This window comes from Streptomyces sp. NPDC101160, assembly GCF_044768205.1.
Classification (GTDB): Bacteria; Actinomycetota; Actinomycetes; order Streptomycetales; family Streptomycetaceae; genus Streptomyces.
The window spans coordinates 659955-686040 of sequence record NZ_JBIWPJ010000002.1 but is presented as its reverse complement, the minus strand read 5'-3'; the positions used below and the strand labels follow the sequence as shown (position 1 = coordinate 686040).

General features: G+C 73.6%; 29 protein-coding genes. 12 read left to right on the top strand and 17 right to left on the bottom strand.

Translation table 11 applies throughout. The annotated features are described in order from the left end of the window. The first annotated feature begins 72 nt into the window (after positions 1-72). Entirely contained in the window at positions 73-453 is a 381-nt protein-coding gene (locus ACIRSU_RS08625) for a SchA/CurD-like domain-containing protein (protein WP_403789983.1), read from the top strand. A gap of 52 nt (positions 454-505) precedes the next feature. Here ACIRSU_RS08625 and ACIRSU_RS08620 read toward each other — a convergent pair whose 3' ends face one another. The 14 genes from ACIRSU_RS08620 to ACIRSU_RS08555 all read right to left on the bottom strand — a co-directional run bounded on the left by ACIRSU_RS08620 (position 506) and on the right by ACIRSU_RS08555 (position 11714). Then, positions 506-952: a DUF1772 domain-containing protein gene (locus tag ACIRSU_RS08620; protein WP_403789982.1), complete on the bottom strand. Its 447-nt coding sequence runs from the start codon at positions 950-952 to the stop codon at positions 506-508. A 10-nt stretch (positions 953-962) separates the two neighbouring features. After that, positions 963-1343 (bottom strand): SchA/CurD-like domain-containing protein, encoded by a 381-nt coding sequence (locus ACIRSU_RS08615; protein WP_403789981.1) that lies wholly within the window; start codon positions 1341-1343, stop codon positions 963-965. Beyond that, on the bottom strand, positions 1343-1606 hold the full coding sequence (locus ACIRSU_RS08610) for an acyl carrier protein (RefSeq protein ID WP_403789980.1): 264 nt from the start codon (positions 1604-1606) through the stop codon (positions 1343-1345). Before ACIRSU_RS08610 ends, ACIRSU_RS08615 begins: the two co-directional genes overlap by 1 nt. A 40-nt stretch (positions 1607-1646) precedes the next feature. Then, positions 1647-2477, bottom strand: a complete 831-nt coding sequence (locus ACIRSU_RS08605) for a BTAD domain-containing putative transcriptional regulator (protein ID WP_403789979.1) — start codon at positions 2475-2477, stop codon at positions 1647-1649. A gap of 38 nt (positions 2478-2515) precedes the next feature. Then, on the bottom strand, positions 2516-3268 hold the full coding sequence (locus ACIRSU_RS08600; RefSeq protein WP_403789978.1) for a thioesterase II family protein: 753 nt from the start codon (positions 3266-3268) through the stop codon (positions 2516-2518). Positions 3269-3418: 150 nt separating this feature from the next. After that, positions 3419-4249: a BTAD domain-containing putative transcriptional regulator gene (locus tag ACIRSU_RS08595; RefSeq protein ID WP_403789977.1), complete on the bottom strand. Its 831-nt coding sequence runs from the start codon at positions 4247-4249 to the stop codon at positions 3419-3421. A gap of 144 nt (positions 4250-4393) precedes the next feature. Further along, a complete protein-coding gene (locus ACIRSU_RS08590) occupies positions 4394-5296 on the bottom strand; it encodes a 4'-phosphopantetheinyl transferase family protein (protein WP_403789976.1) in 903 nt (300 codons plus the stop codon). Continuing rightward, positions 5297-5656: a hypothetical protein gene (locus ACIRSU_RS08585; protein ID WP_403789975.1), complete on the bottom strand. Its 360-nt coding sequence runs from the start codon at positions 5654-5656 to the stop codon at positions 5297-5299. It lies immediately after the preceding gene. Beyond that, positions 5653-5973 carry an acyl carrier protein gene (locus tag ACIRSU_RS08580; RefSeq protein ID WP_403789974.1) on the bottom strand — a complete coding sequence of 107 codons (321 nt, stop codon included), beginning with the start codon at positions 5971-5973 and terminating at the stop codon, positions 5653-5655. Before ACIRSU_RS08580 ends, ACIRSU_RS08585 begins: the two co-directional genes overlap by 4 nt. Next, positions 5970-7775 (bottom strand): acyl-CoA dehydrogenase, encoded by a 1806-nt coding sequence (locus ACIRSU_RS08575; protein WP_403789973.1) that lies wholly within the window; start codon positions 7773-7775, stop codon positions 5970-5972. Before ACIRSU_RS08575 ends, ACIRSU_RS08580 begins: the two co-directional genes overlap by 4 nt. An 18-nt stretch (positions 7776-7793) precedes the next feature. After that, positions 7794-9542, bottom strand: coding sequence for a fatty acyl-AMP ligase (locus ACIRSU_RS08570; RefSeq protein ID WP_403789972.1), 1749 nt, complete (start codon positions 9540-9542; stop codon positions 7794-7796). Between the two features lie 98 nt (positions 9543-9640). Continuing rightward, complete coding sequence (locus ACIRSU_RS08565; RefSeq protein ID WP_403789971.1) at positions 9641-9898, bottom strand: DUF6059 family protein; 258 nt, start codon at positions 9896-9898, stop codon at positions 9641-9643. Positions 9899-9975: 77 nt separating this feature from the next. After that, entirely contained in the window at positions 9976-10149 is a 174-nt protein-coding gene (locus ACIRSU_RS08560) for an acyl-CoA carboxylase epsilon subunit (protein ID WP_403789970.1), read from the bottom strand. Positions 10150-10163: 14 nt separating this feature from the next. Continuing rightward, entirely contained in the window at positions 10164-11714 is a 1551-nt protein-coding gene (locus ACIRSU_RS08555) for an acyl-CoA carboxylase subunit beta (RefSeq protein WP_403789969.1), read from the bottom strand. A 306-nt stretch (positions 11715-12020) separates the two neighbouring features. Here ACIRSU_RS08555 and ACIRSU_RS08550 point away from each other — a divergent pair, with 306 nt between their 5' ends. From ACIRSU_RS08550 to ACIRSU_RS08535, 4 genes are all read left to right on the top strand, one after another. Then, positions 12021-12311, top strand: coding sequence for a hypothetical protein (locus tag ACIRSU_RS08550; RefSeq protein WP_403789968.1), 291 nt, complete (start codon positions 12021-12023; stop codon positions 12309-12311). Beyond that, complete coding sequence (locus tag ACIRSU_RS08545; RefSeq protein ID WP_403789967.1) at positions 12308-14590, top strand: TOMM precursor leader peptide-binding protein; 2283 nt, start codon at positions 12308-12310, stop codon at positions 14588-14590. The genes ACIRSU_RS08550 and ACIRSU_RS08545 overlap by 4 nt, the downstream gene beginning before the upstream one ends. A 44-nt stretch (positions 14591-14634) precedes the next feature. Beyond that, positions 14635-16119 carry a SagB family peptide dehydrogenase gene (locus ACIRSU_RS08540; protein ID WP_403789966.1) on the top strand — a complete coding sequence of 495 codons (1485 nt, stop codon included), beginning with the start codon at positions 14635-14637 and terminating at the stop codon, positions 16117-16119. A gap of 96 nt (positions 16120-16215) precedes the next feature. Continuing rightward, positions 16216-17466, top strand: coding sequence for a sensor histidine kinase (locus ACIRSU_RS08535; protein WP_403789965.1), 1251 nt, complete (start codon positions 16216-16218; stop codon positions 17464-17466). Between the two features lie 244 nt (positions 17467-17710). Here ACIRSU_RS08535 and ACIRSU_RS08530 read toward each other — a convergent pair whose 3' ends face one another. Then, entirely contained in the window at positions 17711-18319 is a 609-nt protein-coding gene (locus tag ACIRSU_RS08530; RefSeq protein ID WP_403789964.1) for a response regulator transcription factor, read from the bottom strand. A 270-nt stretch (positions 18320-18589) separates the two neighbouring features. Between ACIRSU_RS08530 and ACIRSU_RS08525 the strand changes: the two genes are divergently transcribed. The 4 genes from ACIRSU_RS08525 to ACIRSU_RS08510 all read left to right on the top strand — a co-directional run bounded on the left by ACIRSU_RS08525 (position 18590) and on the right by ACIRSU_RS08510 (position 22005). Next, positions 18590-19444 (top strand): S-methyl-5'-thioadenosine phosphorylase, encoded by an 855-nt coding sequence (locus ACIRSU_RS08525; protein WP_403789963.1) that lies wholly within the window; start codon positions 18590-18592, stop codon positions 19442-19444. Positions 19445-19534: 90 nt separating this feature from the next. Further along, positions 19535-20248 (top strand): molybdopterin-dependent oxidoreductase, encoded by a 714-nt coding sequence (locus ACIRSU_RS08520; protein ID WP_403789962.1) that lies wholly within the window; start codon positions 19535-19537, stop codon positions 20246-20248. Continuing rightward, positions 20232-20894, top strand: coding sequence for a cytochrome b/b6 domain-containing protein (locus ACIRSU_RS08515; protein WP_403789961.1), 663 nt, complete (start codon positions 20232-20234; stop codon positions 20892-20894). The genes ACIRSU_RS08520 and ACIRSU_RS08515 overlap by 17 nt, the downstream gene beginning before the upstream one ends. A 31-nt stretch (positions 20895-20925) precedes the next feature. Next, the gene (locus ACIRSU_RS08510; protein WP_403789960.1) at positions 20926-22005 is read left to right on the top strand and encodes an NAD-dependent epimerase/dehydratase family protein; all 1080 of its coding nucleotides are present in this window, start codon (positions 20926-20928) and stop codon (positions 22003-22005) included. A 55-nt stretch (positions 22006-22060) separates the two neighbouring features. Here ACIRSU_RS08510 and ACIRSU_RS08505 read toward each other — a convergent pair whose 3' ends face one another. After that, positions 22061-23173 (bottom strand): sensor histidine kinase, encoded by a 1113-nt coding sequence (locus tag ACIRSU_RS08505; RefSeq protein WP_403789959.1) that lies wholly within the window; start codon positions 23171-23173, stop codon positions 22061-22063. Beyond that, positions 23170-23910, bottom strand: a complete 741-nt coding sequence (locus tag ACIRSU_RS08500; RefSeq protein ID WP_403789958.1) for a response regulator transcription factor — start codon at positions 23908-23910, stop codon at positions 23170-23172. Before ACIRSU_RS08500 ends, ACIRSU_RS08505 begins: the two co-directional genes overlap by 4 nt. Before the next feature lie 133 nt (positions 23911-24043). Here ACIRSU_RS08500 and ACIRSU_RS08495 point away from each other — a divergent pair, with 133 nt between their 5' ends. From ACIRSU_RS08495 to ACIRSU_RS08485, 3 genes are read left to right on the top strand one after another with little or no spacing between them, the layout of a single operon-like run. After that, complete coding sequence (locus ACIRSU_RS08495; protein ID WP_403790224.1) at positions 24044-24721, top strand: glycosyltransferase family 2 protein; 678 nt, start codon at positions 24044-24046, stop codon at positions 24719-24721. Continuing rightward, on the top strand, positions 24718-25350 hold the full coding sequence (locus ACIRSU_RS08490) for a DUF2064 domain-containing protein (protein WP_403789957.1): 633 nt from the start codon (positions 24718-24720) through the stop codon (positions 25348-25350). Before ACIRSU_RS08495 ends, ACIRSU_RS08490 begins: the two co-directional genes overlap by 4 nt. After that, positions 25347-26012, top strand: coding sequence for a class I SAM-dependent methyltransferase (locus tag ACIRSU_RS08485; protein WP_403789956.1), 666 nt, complete (start codon positions 25347-25349; stop codon positions 26010-26012). The genes ACIRSU_RS08490 and ACIRSU_RS08485 overlap by 4 nt, the downstream gene beginning before the upstream one ends. Positions 26013-26086 lie beyond the last annotated feature (74 nt).

Sequence of the window (26086 nt, the reverse complement as noted above, 5' to 3'; positions counted from 1 at the left end):
GGACTTGAGGCGAACGCGAGTCGCGGGTGCTGGCATCGTGGCGTCCTGTGTGCCGACCTGTGGAGCGATCCCATGCCCTTCGCCGCCCTGACCTACGACATCAAGCCCGGCTGCGAGGCCGAACTCGCCGAGATCTTCGGGGACTTCCGCCGAGTGAAGTCCGACCGGGTCCGTGACGCGGGCGGGCAGGACGCCGGCCGCATCCTCGCCACGGCCGTCTTCCTCCGGGACGACACCCTGGTGCGGGTCATCGAGTACGAGGGCGACCTGGACGCGGTGGCGCGTCACATGGCGTCCCAGCCGGGGGTGCGCGAGGTGGAGCGGAAGCTGAAGCCGTACCTGACCCGGCCCCGGGACACCGACACCGTCGAGGGCTTCGTCGCGACCTTCCGGCGCAGCCTGCTGCGCACGGTGGCACAGATCTCGGTACGGGACGTGCCCGCGGCGTCCTGACCGTACGCGCGGATCGGGCCGGCCCCCCTCCCCGGGGAGCCGGCCCGATCCGTCAACCGTGCAGGGCCGCCACGCTGTTGAGGGCGAGCGCCACCACGGCGAGGGCGCACCGCAGCAGGTGCCAGCGCCGCCACAGCGGGCGCGGGTCCGTCCAGTCGGCGGGCAGCCGTTCCGGGTCGGTGACGGCCTTGACCCGGCGGTTGATCGGCACGTTGCACAGGTGGGACACGGCGGAGACCCCGAGCAGCAGCACGGCCGCCGCCGCGGCCGGCACTCCCCCGTCACCGGACACCGCCCACAGGATGTCCGCCAGCGTCGAGCCGAGGACGATGACCGGCATGGTCGGGTCCCAGTTCCGGCCCAGCAGCTGGTGCGCGTAGACGTAGGTGCTGGCCGGCATCGCGAAGAGCGCCGGCAGGACGCTCAGCGCGACGGCGAACAGCACTCCGGCGGTGACGCCGCTGCCGAGCAGCGCCAGCACGCCCAGTACCGTGGTCATGGGCCGTCCCTCAGCGCCGGGCCGGATGGGTGTCCACGGTGAGCTGGGCGATGGGCCGCATGACGGCGGCACGGAAGTACGCCGCGAAGCCCTCGGCGCTGGTGGTGTCCCGCTCCTCGGCGAGGTACGGGGCCAGCCGCTCCTCCAGCAGGTGCACTCCGCGCTGGGCCGCCATGTGCCGGCCGATCGCGGCGAAGTCGCCCTCGTAGTGGATGACCCGGACGAGGACGTCGTCCTTGACGAACACCCCGGTGCCGAGCAGCCGCCCGGCGGCACGTCCGTCCTCGGCGGTGTAGTCAGGGGTGTCGACCCGCTGGAAGTCCGCGAAGACCGCCGCTATCTCGTCCTCGTGGCCGGGCTTGACCCGGTAGGTGATCGCTGCGTACGGCATCACGCGGCTCGCAGACCGAGAGCGTCGTTGACGAGGCCGAGGAACAGCCGGGGGGTCTCGACGGCGGCCACCTCGTCGTCGGACAGTTCGATCCCGAGCTCCCGGTCGAGGACTCCGGTGACCTGGAGCAGGGCGAGGGAGTCGTAGCCGAGCTCGAGGAACGGGACGTCGTTGACGTCGTCGGTGTCGAGGTCGTAGGTGTCGCTGTCGCCGGCGCACTCGCGCAGCTTCTCGATCAGCTCGGGCAGGGTGAACGCGTTCATCGGGCACCTTCCTGAGGGTGGGAACGGGATCGGACGGACGTCAGATGGCCCGCAGCAGCCGGGTGGAGGCGGGGGTCTGCGGAGGCGCGGCGAGGGCCGGGTCGGCCGCCAGCAGGGCGCTCTGCAACTCGCGCAGTTCGGGGGAGGGATCGAGTCCGAGCTCGCGGCTGAGCAGGGTGCGCAGGCGCTGATAGGTCTCCAGGGCGGTGCTGCGGCGTCCGGCCCGGTACAGCGCGATCATCAGCTGCGCCTGGAGGCCCTCGTGCAGGGGGTACTGGGCGCAGAGTCCCGCCAGTTCGCCGAGGAGTTCGTGATGGCGCCCGAGCCGCAGGTCGGCCTCGATGCGCCGGCCGAGGATGCTCAGCCGGGACTCCTCCAGGGCGCGCGCCTCGGCCTCGAGGAGCGGGCCGCACTGCACGTCGACCAGGGCGGGCCCGCGGGACAGCGCCAGCGCCTGCCGGAAGACGGCGGAGGCGGTCGCGCAGTCACCGGTCTCCATCGCGGCGTGTCCGCGCCGGGCGAGCCGGTCGAACTCGGCGCTGTCCAGCGTGCCGCCCTGGGTGTCGAGCAGATAGCCGCCGGGCTCGGTGACCAGCACGCTCTTGGAGCCGAGCGGCAGATCGGGGGGCAGCTGCCCGTTCAGCGCGGCGGAGATGCAGCCACGCAGCTGCAGCACGTACGTCTGCAGGGTGGTCTGGACGCTGCGCGGCGGGTCCTCGCCCCAGACCTCCTCGATCAGTGACTCCACGGACACCAGCCGGTCCGCCCGGCAGGCCAGCAGGGCCAGCACCTTGCGCGGCTTGGCGGCCGTCGGCACGACGGACACCCCCGACTGGTCGACCCGTAGCGGGCCGAGCAGGCCGATATCCATATCGCCTTCTCCCTTCGAGGTTCGCGGTGGTGCCGGGGTCAGTCGACGACGGCGAACAGATGCTCCTCGGCGAGCAGTTCGCCCAGCACGCGGGGGAGTTCGTCGTCGCGGACGAAGAAGTGGCCGCCGGCCAGGGTGCGGAAGTGGAAGGACGAGGTGGTCCAGCGCTCCCACTGGGCGACGGCGCCCGGGGTGGCCACCCGGTCGCTCTCCCCGGCGAACGCCCAGATCGGGCACGGCAACGGGGTACGGGCCCCCTCGCGCAGCGCCCGGCCGAGGCGGAGGTCGGCACGGGTGGTGGCGAGCATCTCGCGCAGCCACTTGGGGCGGGCGAGGAGTTCCTCGGGCACCCCGCCGAAGGACGACAGCAGGGCCAGCAGCGCCTCGTCGTCCAGGTGGCCGGCCCCGATCAGCGGATTGGGCAGGTCGGGCGGCATACAGGCGCCGACCACCACGCCGACGGGCGCCTGTCGTCCGGAGCCGATCCGGTGCTCGGCGAAACGGTAGGCGACCAGGGCGCCCAGGCTGTGGCCGTAGAAGGCGTACGGGCCCTGTTCGAGGAGCGGGCCGAGGTGCTCGTCGAGCTCGTCGAAGAGCGGGGCGACATCGGTGATCCGGGCTTCGCCGAGCCGGCTCTCCCGGCCCGGCAGCCGGACCGGTACCACCGAGACCTGGGGGCCGATCCGGCCGGCCCAGCCGGCGAAGGCCATCGCCCCGGCCCCGGCGTGGTGGAAGCAGAACAGCCGGAGTGGCGCCCCGTCCCGCGGTCTGGCTGCGAAATACCGGTTCACGCGGCCTCCTTCGCCCCGTCGGCACCACCGGAAGGCAGTGCCCGACGATGGTGGCCAAGGACTCTGGAAGGTCACTGGACATGAACTGGAGAAGCGATCGAAGGGGTCTTCGGCGTGGCGATCGGAGGGCTCTTCGGTGTCCGCGCCGGCTCAGCCGGCGAGGCTGCCCCGGGCCGGCACGGCGGGTGCCGTGCCCTCCAGGCCGTAGTCGTCGACCGGCTCGCCGCGCAGGATGGCCCGCTGGAGGTGCTGGAGCACGGCGGACGGCTCCAGGCCGATCTCCTCGATCAGCGTCTCGCGCAACTGGCGGTACACCCCGAGCGCCCGGGGTGCGCGGCCGGCCCGGTAGAGCGCGACGATCAGGTGCGCGTGGAGCGCCTCGTCCAGCGGGTGGTGTCCGGTCAGCGCGGACAGTTCGCCGATCACCTCGTGGTGCCTGCCGAGCCGCAGGTCGGCGCGGATCCGCCGTTCAAGGACACCGATCCGGGACTCCTCCAGGCGGGTGGCCTCGATGCGCAGCTGGGATCCGTGCCGTACGTCGACCAGGACCGAGCCGCGCCACAGCGCGGAGGCCGCGCCGAGCAGGGCGGAGGCGCGCTCCATGTCGCCCGCGCCGAACGCGGCGTGGCCGGCGGCGGTCAGCCGGTCGAACTCGTTCGCGTCGACCGCGGAGGGTGCCACCTCCAGCACGTATCCGCCGTGCCGGGTGGCCAGCACGTGCTCGGCACTGCCGGGCACCCCGCTGCGGGCGGCGGCGGCACGCAGCATGCGGCGCAGCTGGAGGATGTAGGTCTGCAGCGTGGTGGCGGCGCTGCGGGGCAGGTCCGCACCCCACAGCTCCTCCATCAACTGCGCCACCGACACGACCCGGTTGGCGTTCAGCGCGAGCAGCGCGAGGATCTGACGCGGCTTGGCGGCCGTCGGGACGATGGACCCTCCGGAGACGGCAGCGGTCAGTGGGCCAAGGACCTGAATTTCCATTCGTGGCTCCCCCGTCTCTTTCCGCGAATGCCGGGCTGCGGGTGCGTCCGGTCATTTCGGATCTTGGCACGGGGAGCGTGCCGCGAACAGTGAGATCTTCAGGAGTCGGACAGGAGTGTGCGCCTGCGGACGAAGGTGAGATCTTCACGTGGCGGGCGTGAACTCCGCACTGGTGGATTCCGGCCGATCGCCGGATGATGGACCCGTCAACAACTCCGCCAGCAGCCCGCCGGACACGCGCAGGGCGTCGAGACCGTCACCGCCCTCGCCGAATCCGGAGTCGTACAGGGCGACGCTGATCGTGTAGCGCCCCCGCACCTCGCAGGTGTGGAAACTCCACTCGTCGCCGGTGCCGGGCGAGCCGTCCGGGAGCAGTACCTCCCGTGCCTGACGGTCCTGCGGCCCGAAGCCGAACTCGGTGAAGCGGAACCGCATGCCCTGGCCGATCGCCTTGCTGTACGCCTCCTTCAGGGTCCACAGCCGGACGAGGGCGCGGTTGCGCGCGTCCTCGGGGAGCTTCGCGAGCTCGGCCAGCTCGTGCCGGGTGCACATCTGGGCCTCGGTGCCGAGGCCGGTCATGCGGCGGTCGTTCAGCTCGGCGTCGACTCCGATCCAGCCCCGCCGGGTGAGTCCGACCACGATCAGGTCGGCGGTGTGCGTCAGGCTGATGTCGAGCTGTTCGTGACCGCGCAGGTACGGGCGTCCGCCCAGCTTGTAGGCCAGTTCCAGCGCCCCTGGCGGCTCACCGAGGACCGCTCCTGCGGTGTGTTTGAGCATCAGCCGGGAGGCCACGAACCGCGCCTTCACCATCGGGTGCCGCATGCGCCGGAAACGGGCGTGGTCCGGTCCGAGCCGCTCGGGCAGGGCGGGGTCGCCGAGGTCGGCGGGCAGCCAGTCGTCCAGCCGGGCGTGCACGAGCGCGCTGCCGTGCCGGGAGACCGCCTCGCGCACCTCCGCCCAGGGGCCGTCCGGTCCGCGCACCTGGATCGGACGGGCGAACACGCGCCGGATCCGCGGGTCGGTCGCCGGGTCGAGTGAGGAGACCATTCAGACCGCCCCGACCGCGGCGAGCCGCCGGGTGAGGAGTCCGAGGATCGAGCCGACGGTGCGCAGCTCGGGCAGGATCTCCGGCATCGACAGTTCGCCCAGTTCGGGGAACCGCCGCTCCAGCTGGCACTTGAGTTCGAGGAGCATCACGGAGTCGAAGTCGAGGTCGTCCACCAGCTGGAGCTCCTCGTCCAGAGCGCCGTCGTGCTCCGCGGCGCCGTCGTACTCCGCGGGCCCCTCGGGCGCCTCGCCGTCGAGCAGTTCCGGTGTCATTCCGCTGACGCCGAGCAGGGCGAGGCGCAGCCTCGGTGTGACCGTGCCGCCGGTGACCGTGCCGGCGGTGGTGGTGCCGGCCGTCATGACGCGGCCCGCCCGCCGCGGGCCGCGGCGGACGCCCGGTCCGCGAGGTATGCGGCCAGCTCCCCCACCGTCTCCGACGCGTAGATTTCGTCCGGATCCAGCTCAAGGCCGAAGACCTCGTCGAGCGCGCCGATCAGGCCGAGCAGCCGTACGGAGTCCATTCCGAAGTCGAGCAGCGGCCGGCCGGCGTCGTCCCCGCGGCTTCCGGGCGGCGCGCCCGTCAGGAGCCGCGCCCCCAGCCATGCGTGCAGTTCGTGCTCGGTACCGTCCAGCGCGGTGAGCACCAGGTGCGGCCGGTGCCGCGTCCGGTGAGTCATCGTTCTTCCCCTCCCTCTCGTGCCTCTTGATCTGCTCCGGATGCTCCGGGTGCGCCGGGGGCACCGGCCAGCGGTGTGTCGTAGAGGTCGTAGCTGCGGTGCTCGCGGTACCTCGCCAGGACCTCGGCGAGCAGCGGTTCCTCGTGGTCCGGGGTGGCCTTCGGCAGGGCGGTGCCGAGGCGCCGCAGCACCCGGGCGAGCGCCGCCTCCAGCCACTCCGGGCGGGCCAGGAAACCGGTGCCCGCCGACTGCTGGTGGCGCCAGACGCCGAGGCAGGCGGCGCCGACCAGGATCAGCGCGTAGCGTTCGGCCAGGGCGTGGCCGCGCGGGTCGCCGAGCGCGGAGCGGCCGTCCCGGTCGAGCCCCGCGCAGCCGTCCCGGAGCAGGGCGAGTTCCCCCGCGAGCAGCCGGACGAGTTCGGCGGGCCGGTCGCCTTCGGGGGCCGGGGCGTCGGCGGCGAGCGCCAGTGAGGCGGCCAGCGGGTCGCCGCCGGCCGCCGGGCTGAGCCGGCCGAGATCCAGCGGGGGCAGCCCGTCGGCCTCCAGCCGGAACAGACCGTCCACGGTCGTGGCGGCGGACGCGCACCACACGGTGCGGGCGAGGCGGGGCAGTTGGGGGATCACCGTGGCCCGGCAGGCCGCCGAGCCGGCCGCGCCGAGCCCGATCATCGGCAGGTCGCGCACGTTCTTGCGGAACGCGGCGTACGCGCCGTTCCGGGCGTGGAAGTCGGCGCCCAGCAGGGTCGACAGCTCGTAGGAGGTGTCGGTGAGCAGTTGCGGCAGCAGGTACTTGACGGCCGCCGCGTACAGTCCGGCGTCCTCCGGGACCAGATGGACCGCGCGTGTCGCCACCAGTGCCAGGCAGTCGCACAGCAGCAGGTCGACGAAGGCACCGGTCAGGGTGCTCCTGGCGTGCGAGAGGCGCTGCGGGCCGGTGACGTCGTCGGCGGCGTCGCCCACCACGCCGCGGTCCACGGCGCAGGCGACCGCCGTGCGCAGTGCGGTGTCCGCGCAGCCGAGGGCCGCGGAGGGGCCGACGCCGCGGGTCACGGAGAAGATCCGCAGGACGAGTTCCAGTCCGTGTCCGGGCTCGCCGACCAGCGCGTCGGCCGGCACCGGACAGTCGCCGAACTCGACGCCCGCCACCTGGCAGCCACGGATGCCCGAGGTCCGGTGCCGGGGAAGCGCGGTGACGCGGCCCGCGGGCAGCGCGTCCCGTTCCACCAGCAGCGCGGAGTGACTGTGCCGGCCGGTGCCGGTGCGGGCGAACAGGACCAGGGCGGCGGCGCGTTCGACGTTGTTGAGCGCCTCCTTGCGTCCGCTGAGCCGGAAGCCGCCGGGTGCGTCGCCTGCGCCGTCGGCGGTGGCGGTCAGCTCGTTGGACAGGAAGCTGCTGCCGGCCGCCAGCTCCGGGTAGGCGGAAACGAGATGGCGCCCGGTGAGCAACAGGCGGGCCACGGTGCGCCGCTGCTCCGGGCTGCCGGCCGCCCAGACCACCACCGCGGCGAGGAAGCTCGTGATGCCGTGGCCGAGGCCGAGGGCGGCGTCGCGCCGGAAGACCACCCGCGTCACCCGGGCGAGGGTGTCGAGTCCGGTCAGCCGGCCGCCGAGGTCACGGGGTACGAACTCGGCGTTCAGTCCGTACCGTTCGAGCAGCCGCTCGGCCGCCGCGAGGGGCTTCCCGCGGATGTCGGCGGCGACGAACGCGGCGACGCCGACCGGGTTGTCCGCGTCGGCGGGATCCCCGAATCCGCGCTCCAGCTCGGCGACCCGTCGCCGTACCTCCTGCTCCTGCTCGCCCACGGCTGCCCGCTCCCGGCTTCAGGGACGGCCCGGCCGGCCGACCGCGGCCGCAGGGCCGGAGGCCACGGCGTGCAGCGGCTTGATCCGGCCGCTGAGGAACAGCTGACGCATCGCGGTGCGCCGCAGCTTGCCGCTGGTGGTGCGCCGTACGGTGCCGGGCCTCACCAGCAGCACATGCTGCACGGCGATGCCGAACTCCTCGGCCACGCAGCTCCGTACGGTGTCGGCCAGCGCGGGCAGTTCCTCGGCCCCGCCGCGCGTGCTGGTCCGCACCTCCTGGACCACGACGACCTGGTCCTGCTCCTCCCCCACCGCGAAGGCGGCCGCCGATCCGAACAGCACGCTGAGCCTCTGCACCTGCTGCTCGATGTCCTGCGGGTAGAGGTTGCGCCCGGCGACGACCAGCACCTCCTTGAGCCGGCCGGCGACGAACAGCTCGCCGTCGTCGAGGAAGCCCATGTCGCCCGTGCGCAGATAGCCGTCCTCCTCCGGGCCGGCCCCGTCCGGTGCGGCCCGGAAGAGCTCGGCACTCTCCAGGGGGCGGTTCCAGTACCCGCCGGCCACGCTGCTCCCACGCAGCCAGATCTCGCCGACCTCGCCCTCCGGCAGGGGACACAGCGTCTCCGGGTGGACGATCAGCGCCTCCACCTCGTCGATGACCGGGCCGACGGGAACGAAGGTGCGGGACGGCCGGCCGGGCACCGGCGGCTCGATCCGGTTGTCGGCCAGGGCGGCGGCGTCCACGGTGCGCCGGGCCGGTCGTGGGCCGGAGCCGCCGACCGCCACCAGCAGGGTGGCCTCGGCCAGGCCGTATCCGGGACGCAGGGCCTCCGGGCGCAGGCCGGCCGGGGCGAACCGCGCGGCGAAGTCATCCAGGGTGTCGGCCCGGACGGACTCCGCGCCGCTGACGGCCGTCTCCCAGCGCGTGAGGTCGAGTTCGGCCACCTGCTGATCGGTGACCCGCTCGACACACAGCCGGTAGGCGAAGTCGGGCGCGCCGGAGACCGTGACGCCGTACCGGTCGATCATCTGCAGCCAGCGGAGCGGTCGCAGGGCGAAGGCGCGCGGCGGCATCAGCACGGTCGAGGCGCCGAGGAACAGCGGGTGCAGCAGCAGGCCGATCAGGCCCATGTCGTGGTGGAACGGCAGCCAGCCGCCGAACCGGGAGTCCTCGCCGGTGCCGAGGGCGCGCTGGATGGCCCGCTGGTTGGCGAGCAGCTGGGCGTGGCTGACCACGACGCCCTTGGGCCGGCTGACCGAGCCGGACGTGTACTGCAGCAACGCCGGCTGGTCGGGCGGGACGACGGGGCGTTCCCAGCTGTCCGGGTCGCCCAGATCCTGGCGGTCGGTCGCCAGGCACGGGATGTGCGACTGGCCGGCCGCCGCGAGCAGCTGGGAGACCGCCGGCGCGTGCCGGGTGTCGGTGAGCACGAGCGCGGCGGCGGCGTCCTTGAGGATGCCGACCAGCCGTTCGACCGACTGCCGGGTGCCGCTCGGGGCGGGTGCGGGCACAGGGATCGCCCCGGCGTACAGGCAGCCCAGGAAGGCGGGCAGGAAACCGGCGTTGTCGCCGTGGCAGAGCACCACCGGCGACCCGGCCGGCCGGTGCTGCCGGAGCCGGGAGGCGATCCCCTTCGCCGTACGGTCCAGCCGGCCGTAGGTGACCATGACGTCGTCGCCGTCCCCGGTGAGGCGGTACGCCTCGCGGTCCGCCAGCTCCGCGCCCCGGCGAAGCAGCAGGTCGGTGAAATCAGCAGCTCTGGCCACCACACAACTCCTCTACGTCCGGTCTCCCTGCACCAGTCGAGCGTGTGTGCCCTCGCTCAAGCCCGGCTCGAAGTCCGGGAGACCGCGTCCGCCTCCGTTCACCAGCCCTTCAGCCGGGACAGCATCCGCACCCGGCGCAGCTGCCGCGACAAGCCCAGTTCGGCCTCGCTGAGCGGGCGGTCGTCGACGACCTTCTCGGGGTGCGCCGCCGCGGGCGGACGGCGTACCGTTGCCTCGTCCTGGGGGCTCAGCAGCTGGGCCAGGACCGGAGCGGGCGGCATGAAGCCGTACATCACCCCGAGGATCGCGAGCTGCCGCAGGAAGCCGGCCAGGGAGCGCTCGGTGGCGGACGACATGGTTCCTCCTCCTTGGTGCGTGGCTGGTGGGGTCCGATGGATCCGCGCCAGCCTCGCACCAGGCGCTCAAGTCGAACTCAGGCCGCGCGCTGCCAGCTCAGGGGAGACAGGTACTCCGCCGGGCGGGGGACCGGCAGGCGCGTGGGTTCGTTCGGCGGGCCGGCGGCGGCGAGGCGGGCGGCCAGTACGGCGGTGAGCGCGGCGAGTTCCTCGGCGGTGGGTGTGCCGCGTTCGATGCGGAGGTCGAACATCGTCGGGCGTCTCCTCACATGGGCTGGTTGCCGTGTTTGCGGCTGGGCAGGTCCGCGTGCTTGGCGCGGAGCATGGCGAGTCCGGCGGCCAGTACGGCACGGGTCTCGGCGGGGTCGATGACGTCGTCGACGAGACCGCGCTCGGCCCCGTAGTACGGGTGCATCAGCTCGTTGCGGTACTCCTTGATCCGCTGGGCCCGCATCGACTCGGGGTCCTCCGCCGCGGCGATCTCCCGCCGGAAGATCACGTTCGCCGCGCCCTCGGCGCCCATGACGGCGATCTCGTTGGTCGGCCAGGCGTACGCCAGGTCCGCGCCGATCGAGCGTGAGTCCATCACGATGTAGGCGCCGCCGTAGGCCTTGCGCAGGATCAGCGAGATGCGCGGGACGGTCGCGGCGCAGTAGGCGTACAGCAGTTTGGCGCCGTGCCGGATGATGCCGCCGTGCTCCTGGTCGACGCCGGGCAGGAAGCCCGGCACGTCGAGCAGCGTCACCAGCGGGATGTTGAACGCGTCGCAGGTCTGGACGAAGCGCGCGGCCTTGTCCGAGGCGTCGATGTCAAGGACGCCCGCCAGCGACTGCGGCTGGTTGGCGATCAGGCCGGTGACATGCCCGTCGATCCGGGCGAGGGCGCAGATGACGTTGGTCGCCCAGTGCTCGCCGACCTCCAGGTACTCCCCGTCGTCGACGACCTCCTCGATCACCGCCCGCATGTCGTACGGGCGGTTGCCGTCGGCGGGCACCAGGTCGAGCAGCGAGTCGTTGCGGCGCTCGACGGGGTCGCCGGCCGGCCCGGCCGGGGGCGCCTCCCGGTTGTTCTGCGGCAGCAGCGACAGCAGGTAGCGCACCTCGTCGATGCAGGACTGCTCGTCGTCGTGGACGAAGTGGGACACCCCCGAGACCGAGGAGTGGACGTCGGCGCCGCCGAGCCCGTTCTGGGAGATCTTCTCGCCGGTCACCGCCTGGACGACGTCCGGGCCGGTGATGAACATCTGCGAGGTCTCGCGGACCATGAACACGAAGTCGGTCAGCGCCGGCGAGTACGCCGCGCCGCCCGCGCACGGGCCGAGCATCACGCTGATCTGCGGGATGACGCCGGACGCCCTGGTGTTGCGCTGGAAGATGCCGCCGTAGCCGGCGAGGGCGGTGACCCCCTCCTGGATGCGGGCGCCGGCGCCGTCGTTCAGCGAGACCAGCGGCGCACCGGCCGCGATGGCCATGTCCATGATCTTGTGGATCTTCTGCGCGTGCGCCTCGCCGAGCGCGCCGCCGAAGATCCGGAAGTCGTGGGCGTACACGAACACCGTCCGCCCGTGCACGGTGCCCCAGCCGACGATCACCCCGTCGGTGTAGGGCCGCTTCGCCTCCAGGCCGAAGCCCTGCGCGCGGTGCCGGCGCAGCGGCTCGACCTCGTGGAAGGAACCCTCGTCCAGGAGCAGTCCGATGCGCTCGCGCGCGGTCAGCTTGCCCTTGGCGTGTTGCGCCTCGGTGGCCTTGTCATCGGGGCCCCGCAGGATCCGCTCCCGGATCTCGTGCAGCTCGGCGACCCGTTCCCGTGCGGTCATGGCATCCTCCTCCGCGCGACGGCTGCGGTCACGCTGGGAGAGGCACCTCGGAGCGGGCTGGAGATCCGGTCGACACGCGCACCGCGGGCCCGGCGAGGAAGGCACACGTGTGGCGCGCAGCCTGGCACCCGCCCGGGCCCGGCCGGTAGTGCGGGGCTCCCGGCTCTCGCTATGACTTTTTCACGGTCCGCCCGTGAGAGCGGCACTGGTCAAGGATCGCTCGGATTTCGTTTACTCCTTGCCTGAACACGGCTCCAGCATCCATCGACTCGCGGCCGGATCCGGCCGGATCAACGGAGGAAGAGCATGTCCATCGACAAGGACTGGCGTTTCGCAGAGCTGATCGTCCGCGCCTGGACCGACCCGGCCCTGCGCCGCCGCTACGAACAGAACCCGTACCAGGTGCTGGCCGAGGCGGGCATCCGCCCGCTGCCCGGCGAGAGCGCGCCCGCGCTGCCACTGGCCGAGGAACTCGACGTGGTCGTGGACCGCTTCGAGCTGCTGCCCGCCGACGCCCCGGCGGCCGGTTCCTGCCTGACCATCTGCGACGTCGAGAACGACACCGCCGGCCGCGGCGCGGAGGCCCTGACGATATGACCGGGCGCAGGAGGAACGAGCGGGCGCCGTTGATCGGTTTCAAGCGCCACCTGCGGTTGGAGGTGATCTCGGGGGACGCCGTCTACCTGATGTCGGAGCACGGGGTCACCGCGGTCCGCGGCCCCCATCTCGCGGCCGTCGCGCCGCTGCTGGACGGCACGCGTGACCTCGCCACCCTGCTGGAGGCCGCGGCGCCCGTCGTTCCCCCTGCGCGGGTCGCGCAGATCGTGGGGCAGCTGACCCGCTGCGGTCTGCTCGGCCACCGCCCGCCCCGGGAGAGCGGCGCCGAGGATCCCGCGGCCCGCGCGTACTGGGACCTCGCCGGCACCGAGGCCCCGGACGGGACCGGGACCGTACGCATCGTCGCCGTCGGCGACCTGGACGCCTCCCGGCCGGCCGCCGCGTGCCGTCGCGCCGGGATCACCGTCACCGAGTCCGACGCTCCCGCCACCCTCGACCTGGTCGTCTGTGCCGACTACCTCGACCCGCGGCTGGCCGCCGTGGACGCGGCCCGCCGCGCCGACGGGCGCCCGTGGCTGCTCGCCAAGCTGTGCGGCACCACGCTCTGGGTGGGCCCGGTGTTCCGGCCCGGCACGGCGTCCGGCGCCTGCTGGAACTGCCTGGCCCACAGGCTTCGCGCCCACCGCTGCGCCGAGGCACCGGTCCGGGTGGCGCACGGCGGGGCCGCGGTGGACGTGCCGCACGCCGGGCTTCCGGCCACCCTCGCGCTCGGCGCCCAGATCGCCGCCCTGGAGTGCGTCAAGTGGCTGGCGGGACACCGCGGCGAGGAACACGACCGCGTGGTCACGCTCGACACCCTCGACCTGACCAGCCGGTCGCACCCGCTCACCCGGCGCCCGCAGTGCCCCGAGTGCGGGGACCCCTCCCTGATGGCCTGCCAGGCGGCCCGGCCGGTCGTCCTGACCGGCCGCCACCGCACCGTACGCACCTCCGGAGGCCACCGCGCGCTGTCCCCGCAGGCGGTCCTCGACCGGTACGGCCACCTGGTCGGCCCGGTGACCGGCGTCGTGAAGGAGATCCGCCGCGACCGGCGCGGTCCCGAGCTGCTCAACGTCTACCGGGCGGGACACAATCTGGCCCTGCCCCGCCACATGAACGAGCTGAACGCCTCGCTGCGCCAGGAGAGTTCGGGCAAGGGCAGGACGCCGCTGGACGCCCGGGTCGGCGCGCTGTGCGAGGCGCTGGAGCGGATCAGCGGCAGTTGGCAGGGCGACGAGTCCGTCGTACGGGGCTCGCTGCGCACGCTCGGACCGGACGCCGTACACCCCGGCGACTGCCAGCTCTGGCACGAGCGCCAGATCGCCGAGCGCGCCCGGTGGAACGCCGGAGGCCACCCGTTCCACCAGGTGGCCGAGGCGTTCGACCCGGACGCGGAGCTGGACTGGTCGCCGGTCTGGTCGCTCACCCGGGAACGGCACGTGCTCTTCCCGGCCGCGCTGCTCTACTACCACGTCCCCGACGCGACCGGCCGGCGGATGGTCCGCGCCGACTCCAACGGCTGCGCGGCAGGCAGCTCGCTGGAGGACGCGGCCCTGCAGGGTCTGCTCGAACTCGTCGAACGCGACGCCGTCGCCCTGTGGTGGTACAACCGCACCCGCCAGCCGGGCGTCGACCTGACCGCCTTCGACGACCACTGGACCGCCGAGGTGCTCCGGACGCACCGGGAACTCCGCCGCGAGGTCTGGGCCCTGGACCTCACCTCGGACCTCGGCGTGCCGGTCTTCGCCGCGCTGTCCCGGCGCACCGACCGGGGCGTCGGCGCCCCCGAGGACATCGTCTTCGGTTTCGGCGCCCACCCCGACCCGGCGATCGCCCTCTCCCGGGCGCTCACCGAACTGAACCAGATGCTCCCGCCGGTCCTCGACTCCCACCCGGACGGCACCGGGTACGCCTGTGCCGACCCGGTCGCCCTGCGCTGGTGGCGCACCGCGGCCCGGGACGCGATGCCCTACCTCGCCCCCGATCCCGGAGTCCCCGCTCGCACCCCGCTCGACTACGCCTGGAGCGGTGTCGGAGGCGTGCTCGAGGAGTTCCAGAACCTGCGCCGAACCATCGAGGGCAACGGGCTTGAGGTGTACATACTGGATCAGACCCGTCCCGACCTGGGTCTGCCCGTGGTGCGGACCCTGGTTCCCGGTCTGCGGCACTTCTGGCCCCGGTTCGCCCCAGGGAGGCTCTTCGACGTCCCGGTGTCCCTCGGCAGACTGCCCGAGCCGACGCCGTACGAGGGACTGAACCCGATACCGCTGTTTGTCTGAGCAATGCCGAGCCGCGCAACGCCGAGTCCCGAGCAGGAGCGATCGTGCCACCCGTGCAACCCCCGGGCAGTTCAGCGCCCGCCCCCTCGATCGAACTGTGGTCACTGCGGGAGGAGACCCTGCTGGAGGAACTCCCGGAGGGTTCCGCCCTGGTGCTGCACTCCCGGTGGGGCGACCTGCGCATCCCGCGCCCCGGAACGGTGCTCACCGAGACACTGCGCCGTATGCTGCTCGGCCCCGTCCAGCTGGACAACGTGCCCGGCGTCGACGAACTCGCCGCCCGGCTCCGTCTGTTGCAGGCGTTGCGGCAGCTGGCCGGGCTCGTCGTACGCTCCGTCGGCGCGCCGGACGGCGAGCGTCCCCTGCTGTCCGTGGTACCGACGGTCACCGGCGCCCGGCTCGATCCGGTGCCGGTGCCGGCCGGGCGCATGATGCGGCTGTCGCGGTTCGCCCAGCTGCGCTCCAACGGCCACGACATGGTGCTCGAGTCGCCGCTGTCGCAGTTCCGCGCCGTCTTCGCACGGCCCGAGGCGGGCTGGCTGATCAGCATGCTCAGCCGGCCCGTCACCCTCGAACGCGCCGCCGCCCGGACGCCGTTGGCCGCCCCGGTGGTCGGCGCGCTCGTCTCCCACCTCGTCGCCACCGGCATGGTGGAGGTCGCGGAACAGCCCACGGCGCCCCACGACGCCGTCTTCCCCGAGGACCACGACCCCGCGCTGCTCCCGTGGTCCGCCGACGACCTGCGCTTCCACTGGAGCAGCCGCCCCGGCGGCCGCGACGGCGACTTCGGCGCCACCTACCCGCTGCGGGGCCGCCAGGAAGAGCCGCCCCGGCTCAAGCGGCCGCCGGACGGGCCCCGGATCAAGCTGCCCGGGCCAGGCCCCGGCATCCCCGACTGGGACACGTCCCTGACCGAGGTCCTGGAGCGGCGGCGTTCGGTTCGCGACCACGGCTCCGCCGATCTGACACTCCACCAGCTCGGTGAGATCCTCCACCGCTCCCTGCGCGTCCGGGAGCCCGCCGGGCCCGGCGCGGCCGCCGCCCCGCACGAGCCGCAGCGCCGCCCGTACCCGAGCGGCGGCGCGCGCTACGAGCTGGAGTGCTATCTGACAGTGGGCCGGTGCGCCGGCCTCGAACCCGGCGCCTACTACTACGACCCGCTCGACCATGCGCTGATCCGGCTGCCCGACCGCGCACAACTGGCCACCGCGCTCCTCGACGAGGCACAGGCCGGCGCGGGCATGAGTGCCCGGCCCGCACTGCTGCTCACCCTGACGGCCCGGTTCGCCCGGGTCTCCTGGAAGTACAGCGGACTCGCGTACGCGCTGACGCTGAAGCACGTCGGCGTGGTGCAGCAGACGCTGTACCTGCTGGCGACCGGCATGGGTCTGGCACCGTGCGCGCTGGGCACCGGCACCACCCAGCTGTCGGCGGAGGCCTTCGGTCTCGACTGGCGGGAGGAGTCCGCGGTCGGTGAGTTCGTCCTCGGCACTCTCCCCGAGGAACGCGAAGTGTCCTCCAGGGACTGACCGACACCCGTCGCACCACGCATAGTTGGCTGCAACGTCAAGGTACGGCATTACCATCGACCGTTGCCCGCAACCGGTGTGACCAGAGGGAGAGCCATGACAGACCGTTACATGGAGAGCCCAGTCAGGCAGGAACCCGGAGTCCGGGTCCTCGGCATCGAGGCTCCGGCGCCCCGGTTCGCACTGGTCGTGGTCTGGACGGTCATCGCGGCGTTCCTGACGATGCAGATCGTCGACATCCTCAACGAATCGCTCACCGCGGTCACCGTCGCCTGCAGCGTCACCGTGCTGCCCGCGATCCTCGGGCTCCAACTGGTCCACACCCTCCCGCGGTTCCGCCGGCTGCGCACCATGTACGGACGGTGGACGCTGCTCGGGCAGGCACTGCTCACGGTCGTGCCCGCGCTGTTACTCGGCGGGCCGTGGGGCGGGATGGGCGGTTTCACCGGCGCGTCCATGCTGACCCTGCTGCCCCGCCGGGTGGCGGTCCCCGCGTTCGGCACGCTGATCGTGGCCATCGGCGTGGGCACCGCCCACACCCACCAGGGCAGAGTCGTCGACGTGCTGTACATGATGATGTCGACGCTGGTCACCGGCATCATCGTGTACAGCCTCACGCTGCTGTCCGACCTCACGCTGGCCGTGCACGAGGCACAGGACGACATCACCCGCGTCGCCGTCATCAAGGAGCGGCTGCGGTTCGCCCGGGACCTGCACGACCTGCTGGGCTTCACCCTGTCGGCGATCACGCTGAAGAGCGAGCTGGCCCACACCATGGTCAACCGCTCGCCCGAGCGGGCCAGGGCGGAGCTGGAGAGCATCGTCGAGCTGTCACGCCAGGCCCTGCGGGACGTCCGCGAGGTGGCCCGGAGCTACCGATCGATGTCGCTCCTGACGGAGGTGTCCTCGGCCCGCTCCGTGCTGGCGGCGGCCGGCATAGACGCCCATCTGCGGGTGGACTGCGGCCGGTTGTCGGGGAGCGCCGACACCGTCCTCGCGACGGTGCTGCGCGAGGGCGTCACCAACGTGATACGGCACAGCAAGGCCTCCCGCTGCACCATCGAGGCGGTCGCCCAGGAAGGCGTGATCAGCCTGCGCCTGGCGAACGACGGCGTGCCGCCGCGGCTGCGCGAGCTCGGCCGGGGCCGCCCGGAGCAGCTCACCCGGGACAACGGCGGCCTGTCCAACCTCGCCCTGCGGCTCTCCGAGGTCGGCGGCACCTTCTCCGCCGGGGTGCGCGAGGACGGCTGGTTCCACCTGGAGGCCACGGCCGCGGCGGATGCCCACGAGGCACCGGCACCGGCACCGGACGCGGACGCCTCCGACGACGAGCGTCTGGTGGGGTGAGCACACGGGCCCTGCTCCGGGACCGCGCCCGGCCGGAGAACGCGATCCGGTCGAGCGGCCCCGACGCTTCCTGAGCCCGGCCCGATCGAGATGAGCGCCCCGGGGGCTTCCTGAGCCCGGCGCGATGTGGACGAGCACCGCCCCGGGGCTTGCTGAGCCCGGCCCGATCCGATCGAGCGCCCCTGGGGGTGTCCTGTCGGTCGGGCCGGGCTCGCGATGCCCGGCATGATCGGCGAGACACCCCTTAGAGCCAGCCGGCCTCGCGCGCGATCCGTACCGCGTCCAGCCGGTTGCGGGCGTTCAGCTTGACCGAGGTCGAGGTGAGGTAGTTCCGCACGGTGCCCACCGACAGGTAGAGCCGGCCCGCGATCTCCGCGACCTCGGCGCCGTCCGCCGCCAGCCGCAGCACCTCCGTCTCCCGCTCGGTCAGCGGACTGTCCCCGCTGTCCCACGCGGCCACCATGAGATCCGGGTCCACGACCCGTTCGCCCTGCGCCACTCTGCGTATCGCCTGGGCGAGTTGACGCGGCGGCGCGTCCTTGAGGATGAACCCGCGCGCCCCTGCGGCCAGCGCCCGCCGGAACGTTCCCGGCCGACCGAGGCTGGTGAGGATCAGAGTCCGGCACTCCGGCAGCACGTCGCGCAGCTGGGCCGCCGCGGTGAGCCCGTCCATGCCCGCCAGGTCGATGTCGAGGACAGCGACGTCCGGCCGCTGCTCCAGGGCCGTGGGGACGATCTCGTCACCGTTCGCCAGCTCCGCGATGACCTCGATGTCCTCTTCCAACTCGAGGAGCGCCACCAGGGCGCCTCGCACCATGTGCATGTCCTCGGCAAGCAACACCCGGATGATCAACGTAAGTTCCCCCAAGCCACGCTCGATCGCGAGGCCAGATGTTACCCCGGCCCCCGGTCCCGCCCACGCTCCGGACGGCACCCTCGGCAAGAGTCCGCCCCCGGGGGCGCGGTTCCCGACTTCCCCCTTGGCGGAAAACGACGTCCGATCGCTCCCCTGCTCCGTTGCGTGCGGGTGCGGTGTTCGTGAATCGTAAGACCCGTTGGACCGGTTCCCGGCCGCCTGGTTCCTACAGTGGCCGGACGTGCCGATGCGGAAGAGGTGGGTCGGGTGACGGTGAGTCGGGGTGGGCCGTGCGCCGAGGTGGGTGTCATCGGCGGTTCGGGGCTCTACGCGCTGGTGGACGATGCGGTCGAGGTACGGGTGGAGACACCGTACGGGGAGCCGAGCGACGTGCTGTTCGTGGGTGAGGTGGCCGGCCGCCCGGTGGCTTTCCTGCCGCGTCACGGTCGCGGGCACCGACTGCCGCCGCACCGGATCGACTACCGGGCGAACCAGTGGGCCCTGCACTCGCTGGGGGTGCGCCAGGTGCTCGCTCCCTGTGCGGTGGGCGGGCTGCTTCCCGAGTACGGTCCGGGCACGCTGCTGGTCCCCGACCAGTTCGTCGACCGGACCTCCGGGCGGGTGCAGACCTTCTTCGACGGCCTGCCGCTGCCGGACGGCACGGTGCCCGAGGTGGTGCACGTGTCGATGGCGGATCCGTACTGTCCGCGGGGGCGGACGGCCGCCCTGGACGCCGCCCGGGCGGCGGCGTGGGAGCCGGTGGACGGCGGGACCCTGGTGGTGATCGAGGGTCCGCGTTTCTCCACCCGGGCCGAGTCGCGCTGGTTCGCCGCGAGCGGCTGGTCGGTGGTCGGGATGACAGGCCATCCGGAGGCCGTCCTCGCCCGCGAACTCGGGCTCTGCTACACCCCGTTGGCCCTGGTGACCGATCTCGACGCGGGAGCGGACACCGGCGAGGGCGTCACCCACGCCGAGGTGCTGAAGGTCTTCGCCCGCAACGTCGAGCGGCTGCGCACCGTGTTGCTGAAGGCGATCGGACTGCTGCCCGCCGTCCGTGACTGCCCGTGCCGGCATGCGCTGGACGGTCTCGTGACCGGTCTGCCCGGGGTGCCGGGCGACTGACCCGGCGGGCCTGTGAGCGGAGATGACGAAAGTCTGACGGAATGGCGCCGGCCCTGGTCGTGAGCGGGGAATGCTGGTCGTATCGGGGGCATGGACAGCACAGTGGAACATCCCCGCGGCACCCCCGTGGGCCGTCGGGTCGTGCTCGGGCTGCTCGGGCTCGGCGCCGCCGGCGTCGCGGCCGGGCCGTACCTCCAGCAGGCCCAGAGCACCATCGCCGCGAACGACCCGACCGGGCTGACCGGGCTGCTGCCCGGCGGCGACGGCTTCAGGTACTACTCCGTGGTCTCCTCGGTGCCGGCCCGCACCGAGCAGACCTACGCCTTGACGGTGGACGGCCTGGTCGAGCGCCCGGCCGGCCACCGGCTGGCCGACCTGAGGGCGATGCCCCAGCGCCGGATCGTGCGAGACGTGCAGTGCGTGACGGGGTGGCGGGTACCGGACACGCCGTTCGAGGGCGTGCCGCTCAGGCACCTGCTGGACGTCGCGGGGGTGCGGCCCGGGGCCCGGGCGGTGCGGTTCACCTGCTTCGACGGCACGTACACCGAGAGCCTGACGCTCGAACAGGCCCGTCGTGACGACGTACTGGTGGCCCTGCGGATGCGGGACGCCCCCATCTCCCACACCCACGGCGGGCCGGTGCGGCTGTACGTGGCGCCGATGTACTTCTACAAGTCCGCCAAGTGGCTGTCGGGAATCACCGTCACCTCGGCGGTGCGGCCGGGTTACTGGGAGCGGTACGGCTACGAGGTCGACGCCTGGGTCGGCCGGTCGAACGGGCGGGACGATGCGCCGACCGGCTGACCCCGACCGCCTGCTCCGCTTCGCCCGGCCGGTGCGCTGGGCGCACCGCACCACCGCGGCCCTGATGCTCACCTGCCTGGCCACCGCCGCCTGCCTGTACGTGACGCCGCTGGCCGAACTGGTCGGGCGCCGGCGGCTGGTCGTGACCGTGCACGTGTGGTGCGGTCTGGCGCTTCCGGTGCCCCTGCTGATCGGACTGGCCTTCCGCGCGCTGCGCGCCGACGTGGCCCGGCTCAGCCGGTTCACTCCTGTCGACCGGGCGTGGCTGCGGGCGGTGCGGTCCCGTGCCCCGTACCGCCCGGCGGGCAAGTTCAACGCCGGACAGAAGCTCTATGCGCAGTGGACGCTCGGATCGATGCTGGTGATCCTCGGCACGGGACTGCTGATGTGGTTCACCCATCTCGCGCCGGCGTCGTTGCGGACCGGTGCGACGTTCGTCCACGACTGGCTCGCCGTGGCCATCGCCGCGGTGACGGCCGGACACGTCCGGATGGCGGCGCGGGACCCGGAGGCCCGGCTCGGGATGCGCACCGGGCTGGTGGACCGCGGTTGGGCCGGACGGGAGCACCCGCAGTGGCGGCACGACGGTTCGGATCCAGGCGCCGGCCCTTACGGAACGGTGACGGGAGGCCGTCGTGCGGGATGACGCGGGCCCGGGTCCTCTAGCGTGTGGCGGTATGCGGGTATTGGTCACCGGCGGGGCCGGTTTCATCGGTACGCAGATCGTCGACGCGCTGCTCGCGCGCGGCCACGAGGTCGTCTCCTACGACGCTTTGCTGCCGACGGCGCATTCCGGTCCGCCTCGCGCGCCGCGCCCCGGTGAGGAGCTGGTGATCGCGGACGTGCGGGACGGCACCGCCGTCGCGGAGGCCCTTCGGGGCGTGGACGCGGTGTGCCACCAGGCGGCGATGGTGGGCCTGGGCAGGGAGTTCGCGGACGCGCCCGCGTATGTCGGCTGCAACGACCTGGGAACGGCGGTGCTGCTGGCCGCGATGGCCGGGGCCGGGGTGCGGGAGCTGGTCCTCGCCGGCTCGATGGTGGTCTACGGCGAGGGCCGTTACGAGTGCCTCCGGCACGGTGTGGTGCGGCCGGCCCCGCGGCGCGAGGCGGACCTGGCGGCGGGCGCTTTCGAGCCCGGCTGCCCGCTGTGCGGGGCCGCGCTGACGCCGGGCCTCGTGACCGAGGACGCGCCGGCGGATCCGCGGAACGTGTACGCGGCGACGAAGCTCGCGCAGGAACACCTCGCAGCGGCGTGGGCCCGGGCGACGGGCGGCCGGGCGGTGTCGCTGCGCTACCACAACGTCTACGGCCCCGGCATGCCGCGGGACACTCCGTACGCGGGGGTGGCTTCGCTGTTCCGTTCCGCGCTCGCGCGCGGCGAGGCCCCGCGGGTCTTCGAGGACGGCGGTCAGCGGCGCGACTTCGTCCATGTCCGGGACGTGGCGCGGGCGGCGGCGACGGCGCTGGAGGCCGCGAACTCCCTGGGCGCGGGCTCGTTCACCGCGTACAACACCGGCAGCGGCGATCCCCGTACGGTCGGCGAGATGGCCCGGGCCCTCGCCCGGGCGTACGGCGGGCCGCTGCCGGTCACCACGGGCGAGTACCGGCTCGGGGACGTGCGGCACGTGACGGCGGACTCGGCCCGGCTGCGCCGGGACCTCGGCTGGCGGCCGCGGGTCGGATTCGACGCCGGGATGCGGGAGTTCGCACAGGCCGAGCTGCGCGATGGCGTGTCGCCGCGCGCCAAGCCGCGTTGAGGCAGGTACCACACGCCGAGCCGCACCAGGGCCTGTCACCCGGCCAGGGGCCGTGTCAGTTCGCCGCGGCCGGCAGGGTGACCTCGAAGCGGCAGCCGCCCGGGACGTTGCGGACCTCGGCGCGGCCCGCGTGGGCCTCGACGATGCCGCGCACGATGGCGAGGCCGAGGCCGGCCCCGGCCGGCGGGGTGCGGGCCGCCGTGCCGCGCCAGCCGGTGTCGAAGACGCGGGGCAGGTCCTCGTCGGCGATGCCGCCGCAGCCGTCGGTGACGGACAGGACGACGGCTTCCGCGCGCCGTTCGGCCGCCACCGCGACCGTGCCGTCGGCAGGTGTGTGACGGATGGCGTTGACGAGCAGGTTCGCGAGGACCCGGGTCATCTCCTTGCCGTCCACCTCCACGGGGATCGCCGCGACCTCCTCCCCCACCAGCCGCACCCCGTGCTCGCGGGCGAGCGCGTCGGCGCCGCTCAGGGCGTCGCCGACGAGGTCGTACACGGACATGCGGCTCGGGCTGATGGTGAGTGCGCCGGCGTGGATGCGGGAGAGTTCGAAGAGGTCGGTGACCATGGTCGTCAGGCGCTCGACCTCGGTGCGGATCTGCCGGTGGTAGCGGGCGGGGTCGGCGGCCATGCCGTCCTCCAGGGCCTCCGCCATGGCCCGCAGCCCGGCCAGCGGGGTGCGCAGGTCGTGGGAGATCCAGGCGACGAGTTCCCGGCGGGAGGCCTCCAGCGCGCGCTCGCGGCGCCGGGAGGCGTCGAGTTTCGCGCTGGTGGCGGCCAGTTCCCGGGTGAGCGCGGCGAGTTCGGCGGTGGCGGCGCCGTCCGGGGCCGCGAAGCTGCCTTCGTCGCCGAAGTCGCGGGCGGCACGGGCGAGGGCCCGGCTGCGGGCCACCACCCAGCGGCCCAGGACCAGGGCGGTGCCGAGCGAGACGAGGGCCGCCATGGCCACCACGACGGTCACCACCCACAGGTCGTGTGCGGACAGGAACATCGCCTGGGCGACGGCAAGCGTCCCGGCGAGCATCGCGGTCACCGTGACGGCCGCGACCACCGTGAGGGAGACGGCGACCGAGCGGCGCCGTACGAGGCGGAGCACCAGGGCTCCGGCGAGGCCCGCGCAGACGGCTCCCGCCAGTGCGAAGCCCGCGATCAGCAGGACGTCCTTCATGCCGCTTCCCCTTCCGTCCCGTCCCACTCGGGCTCGAAGCGGTAGCCGACACCCCAGACCGTCCGGATGAGCCGGGGCCGCGCCGGGTCGTCCTCGATCTTGGCGCGCAGCCGTCGTACGTGGACTGTGACCGTGGACAGGTCGCCGAAGTCCCAGCCCCACACGCGCCGCATCAGCTCCTCTCTGGAGTGGGCGGCGCCGGGGTGTTCCAGGAAGTAGGCGAGCAAGTCGAACTCCCTGAGAGTAAGAGCGAGTTCGTCGCCGGCGCGGGTGGCTCTCCGGGTGGCCGGGTCGACGGTGAGACCGGCGGCGCGCAGGACCGGCCGCGGGGCCGCGGGACCGGCGGCCCCGCGACTGCGGCGCAGGACGGACTCGACGCGCAGCACCAGCTCGCGCGGGCTGAACGGCTTGGTGACGTAGTCGTCCGCGCCGACCTCCAGGCCGGTGATGCGGTCCTCCTCGTCGCCGCGCGCCGTCAGCATGATCACCGGAACGGGCCCGGTGTCGCGCAGCCTGCGGCACACCTCCAGGCCGTCCAGGCCCGGCAGCATGAGGTCGAGGACGACGAGGTCCGGCCGCCGCTCCCGGGCCCGCAGCAGGGCGTCGGGGCCGTCGGCCGCGTGCTCCACGGCGAACCCGGACCGGTCGAGGTATCCGGTCACCACCTCGGCCACGGTCGGGTCGTCGTCGACCACCAGGATCCGGGCCGCGGGCCGGGGGGCGCTGTACTCGCTCATGCCGACCAGCGTCGCATCCGGCCCGCCGCGGGTCACCGCCACCCGGGGGTACGGGGGCCGACGTCCGCGTTTCGTAAGGACTTCGGCGCCCTCGATCCGCGACGCGCTTCCTACGGTGGGAGCCGTGACCCTCATGACCGTAGACGTCGTCCTTCCCTGTCTCGACGAGGCCGAGGCCCTGCCCTGGGTGCTCTCCCGCATCCCGGCCGGCTGGCGGGCGATCGTCGTCGACAACGGCTCCACCGACGGCTCCGCCGGCATCGCGGCCCGTCTCGGTGCCACCGTCGTGGCCGAGCCGCGGCGTGGCTTCGGCACCGCCTGCCACGCCGGGCTGCTCGCCGCCGAGGCCGAGTTCGTCTGCTTCTGCGACTGCGACGCCTCCCTCGACCCCGGTCTGCTGCCGGGACTCGTCGGCGCGGTGGCCGACGGCTCCGCCGACCTGCTGCTCGGCCGCCGCCGTCCCACCGTGCGCGGCGCCTGGCCGGTCCATGCCCGGGCGGGCAACCTGGCACTGTCCTGGCTGCTGCGCCGCCGTACCGGGCTGCGGCTGCGCGACCTCGGCCCGCTGCGGGCCGCCCGTCGCGAGGCGCTCCTCGGACTCGCGCTGACCGACCGGCGCAGCGGCTACCCGCTCCAGATGGTGGTCCGGGCGGCCGACGCGGGGTGGCGGGTGCGCGAGGTCGACGTGCCGTATCTGCCCCGGGCCGGACGGTCGAAGGTCACCGGCACCTGGCGGGGCACCTGGCAGGCGGTCCACGACATGCGCAAGGTGCTCGACGAGCCCGCGCCGGCGGCCGGGGTTCGCCCGTGACCGCCCTCCTCGTCATCGCGAAGCAGCCCCGGCCGGGCCGGGTGAAGACGCGGCTCACTCCCCCGTTCACCCCTGCGGAGGCCGCCGCGCTCGCGGAGGCGGCCCTCGCCGACACGCTCACCGCCGCCGCCCGTGTGCCGGCGGACCGGCACGTCCTCGTGCTCGACGGGGAGCCCGGCCCCTGGCTGCCGCCGGGATTCCACGTCGTTCCGCAGGCGGCGGGCGGGCTCGACGCTCGGCTGGCGGCCGCGTTCGCGGCCTGCGACGGGCCGGCGCTGCTCATCGGCATGGACACCCCGCAGGTCACGCCGTCACTGCTGGCCCCGGCCCTGCGCTGGGACGGACACGACGCCTGGTTCGGTCCGGCCGCCGACGGCGGCTTCTGGGCCCTCGGCCTGGCCGCGCCCGATCCCGCGCTCCTGCTCGGTGTGCCCATGTCCCGGCCGGACACCGGCGCCGTCCAGTACGCGCGGCTGCGGGCGGCCGGGCTGCGCGTCGGCCGGCTGCCGGTCCTGCGGGACGTGGACACCGCGCGGGACGCCCGGCAGGTGGCGGCCTCGGCGCCGGGGACCCGCTTCGCCGCCCGGTACGCCGCGTGCACCGACACCACGGCGGGAGCGGGCCGTTGACCACGACGACGGCATGGCGGGCGGATCCGTACACCGACGCCCTGCGCACCGGCCGGGGCCCCCTCTTCCTGCGCCGGCACGACGGCTGGCTGCTGCCGCTGGAGGTCGAGCGCTGGTGCGAGGCACCGGACCGCGCCGACCGCACCGTACTCGACCGCTGCCGAGGCACGGTCCTCGACATCGGCTGCGGACCGGGACGGCTCGTCGCCGCGCTCGCGGCCGAAGGCCGTCGGGCGCTCGGCATCGACGTCAGCCCGGCGGCGGTCGCCCGCACCGCGGGGCTCGGGGCCGCGGCCCTGTGCCGGTCGGTCTTCGACCCGCTGCCCGCCGAGGGACGCTGGGACACGGCGCTGCTGGTCGACGGCAACATAGGAATCGGCGGCGACCCGGCCGCCCTGCTGCGCAGACTGCGCCAGGTCGTGTCGCGATCCGGGCGCGTGATCGCGGAATGCTCCCCCGTCGACGTCGACGAGTGCTGCGAGGTACACGTCGACGACGGCCGGGGCGGACGCGGGACGCCGTTCCCGTGGGCCCGGGTGGGCACGCGCGCCCTGACCGGGCACGCGCGGAACGCGGGCTGGGCGGTCCGCGCGCAGTGGACGGTGGAGGGGCGCCCCTTCCTGTCGCTCGCGCCTCGGTCGTCCGCGGCGGGACTCCGCTGAGGACGGCCCCTCCCCCGCCGTACGAGATGCCGTCGCCGTACGAAAGCGGCCGCGCGGAGCGTCCGACTCCTTAC

Bases quoted from the DNA above. Each gene is read 5' to 3' on its own strand.
- ACIRSU_RS08590 (WP_403789976.1), bottom strand. From the start codon at position 5,296: ATGGTCTCCTCACTCGACCCGGCGACCGACCCGCGGATCCGGCGCGTG.
- ACIRSU_RS08595 (WP_403789977.1), bottom strand. From the start codon at position 4,249: ATGGAAATTCAGGTCCTTGGCCCACTGACCGCTGCCGTCTCCGGAGGG.
- ACIRSU_RS08520 (WP_403789962.1), top strand. From the start codon at position 19,535: ATGGACAGCACAGTGGAACATCCCCGCGGCACCCCCGTGGGCCGTCGG.
- ACIRSU_RS08500 (WP_403789958.1), bottom strand. From the start codon at position 23,910: ATGAGCGAGTACAGCGCCCCCCGGCCCGCGGCCCGGATCCTGGTGGTC.
- ACIRSU_RS08535 (WP_403789965.1), top strand. From the start codon at position 16,216: ATGACAGACCGTTACATGGAGAGCCCAGTCAGGCAGGAACCCGGAGTC.
- ACIRSU_RS08510 (WP_403789960.1), top strand. From the start codon at position 20,926: ATGCGGGTATTGGTCACCGGCGGGGCCGGTTTCATCGGTACGCAGATC.
- ACIRSU_RS08550 (WP_403789968.1), top strand. From the start codon at position 12,021: ATGTCCATCGACAAGGACTGGCGTTTCGCAGAGCTGATCGTCCGCGCC.
- ACIRSU_RS08605 (WP_403789979.1), bottom strand. From the start codon at position 2,477: ATGGATATCGGCCTGCTCGGCCCGCTACGGGTCGACCAGTCGGGGGTG.
- ACIRSU_RS08505 (WP_403789959.1), bottom strand. From the start codon at position 23,173: ATGAAGGACGTCCTGCTGATCGCGGGCTTCGCACTGGCGGGAGCCGTC.
- ACIRSU_RS08625 (WP_403789983.1), top strand. From the start codon at position 73: ATGCCCTTCGCCGCCCTGACCTACGACATCAAGCCCGGCTGCGAGGCC.
- ACIRSU_RS08615 (WP_403789981.1), bottom strand. From the start codon at position 1,343: ATGCCGTACGCAGCGATCACCTACCGGGTCAAGCCCGGCCACGAGGAC.
- ACIRSU_RS08610 (WP_403789980.1), bottom strand. From the start codon at position 1,606: ATGAACGCGTTCACCCTGCCCGAGCTGATCGAGAAGCTGCGCGAGTGC.
- ACIRSU_RS08620 (WP_403789982.1), bottom strand. From the start codon at position 952: ATGACCACGGTACTGGGCGTGCTGGCGCTGCTCGGCAGCGGCGTCACC.
- ACIRSU_RS08565 (WP_403789971.1), bottom strand. From the start codon at position 9,898: ATGTCGTCCGCCACCGAGCGCTCCCTGGCCGGCTTCCTGCGGCAGCTC.
- ACIRSU_RS08580 (WP_403789974.1), bottom strand. From the start codon at position 5,973: ATGACTCACCGGACGCGGCACCGGCCGCACCTGGTGCTCACCGCGCTG.
- ACIRSU_RS08515 (WP_403789961.1), top strand. From the start codon at position 20,232: ATGCGCCGACCGGCTGACCCCGACCGCCTGCTCCGCTTCGCCCGGCCG.
- ACIRSU_RS08560 (WP_403789970.1), bottom strand. From the start codon at position 10,149: ATGTTCGACCTCCGCATCGAACGCGGCACACCCACCGCCGAGGAACTC.
- ACIRSU_RS08545 (WP_403789967.1), top strand. From the start codon at position 12,308: ATGACCGGGCGCAGGAGGAACGAGCGGGCGCCGTTGATCGGTTTCAAG.
- ACIRSU_RS08495 (WP_403790224.1), top strand. From the start codon at position 24,044: ATGACCGTAGACGTCGTCCTTCCCTGTCTCGACGAGGCCGAGGCCCTG.
- ACIRSU_RS08585 (WP_403789975.1), bottom strand. From the start codon at position 5,656: ATGACGGCCGGCACCACCACCGCCGGCACGGTCACCGGCGGCACGGTC.
- ACIRSU_RS08555 (WP_403789969.1), bottom strand. From the start codon at position 11,714: ATGACCGCACGGGAACGGGTCGCCGAGCTGCACGAGATCCGGGAGCGG.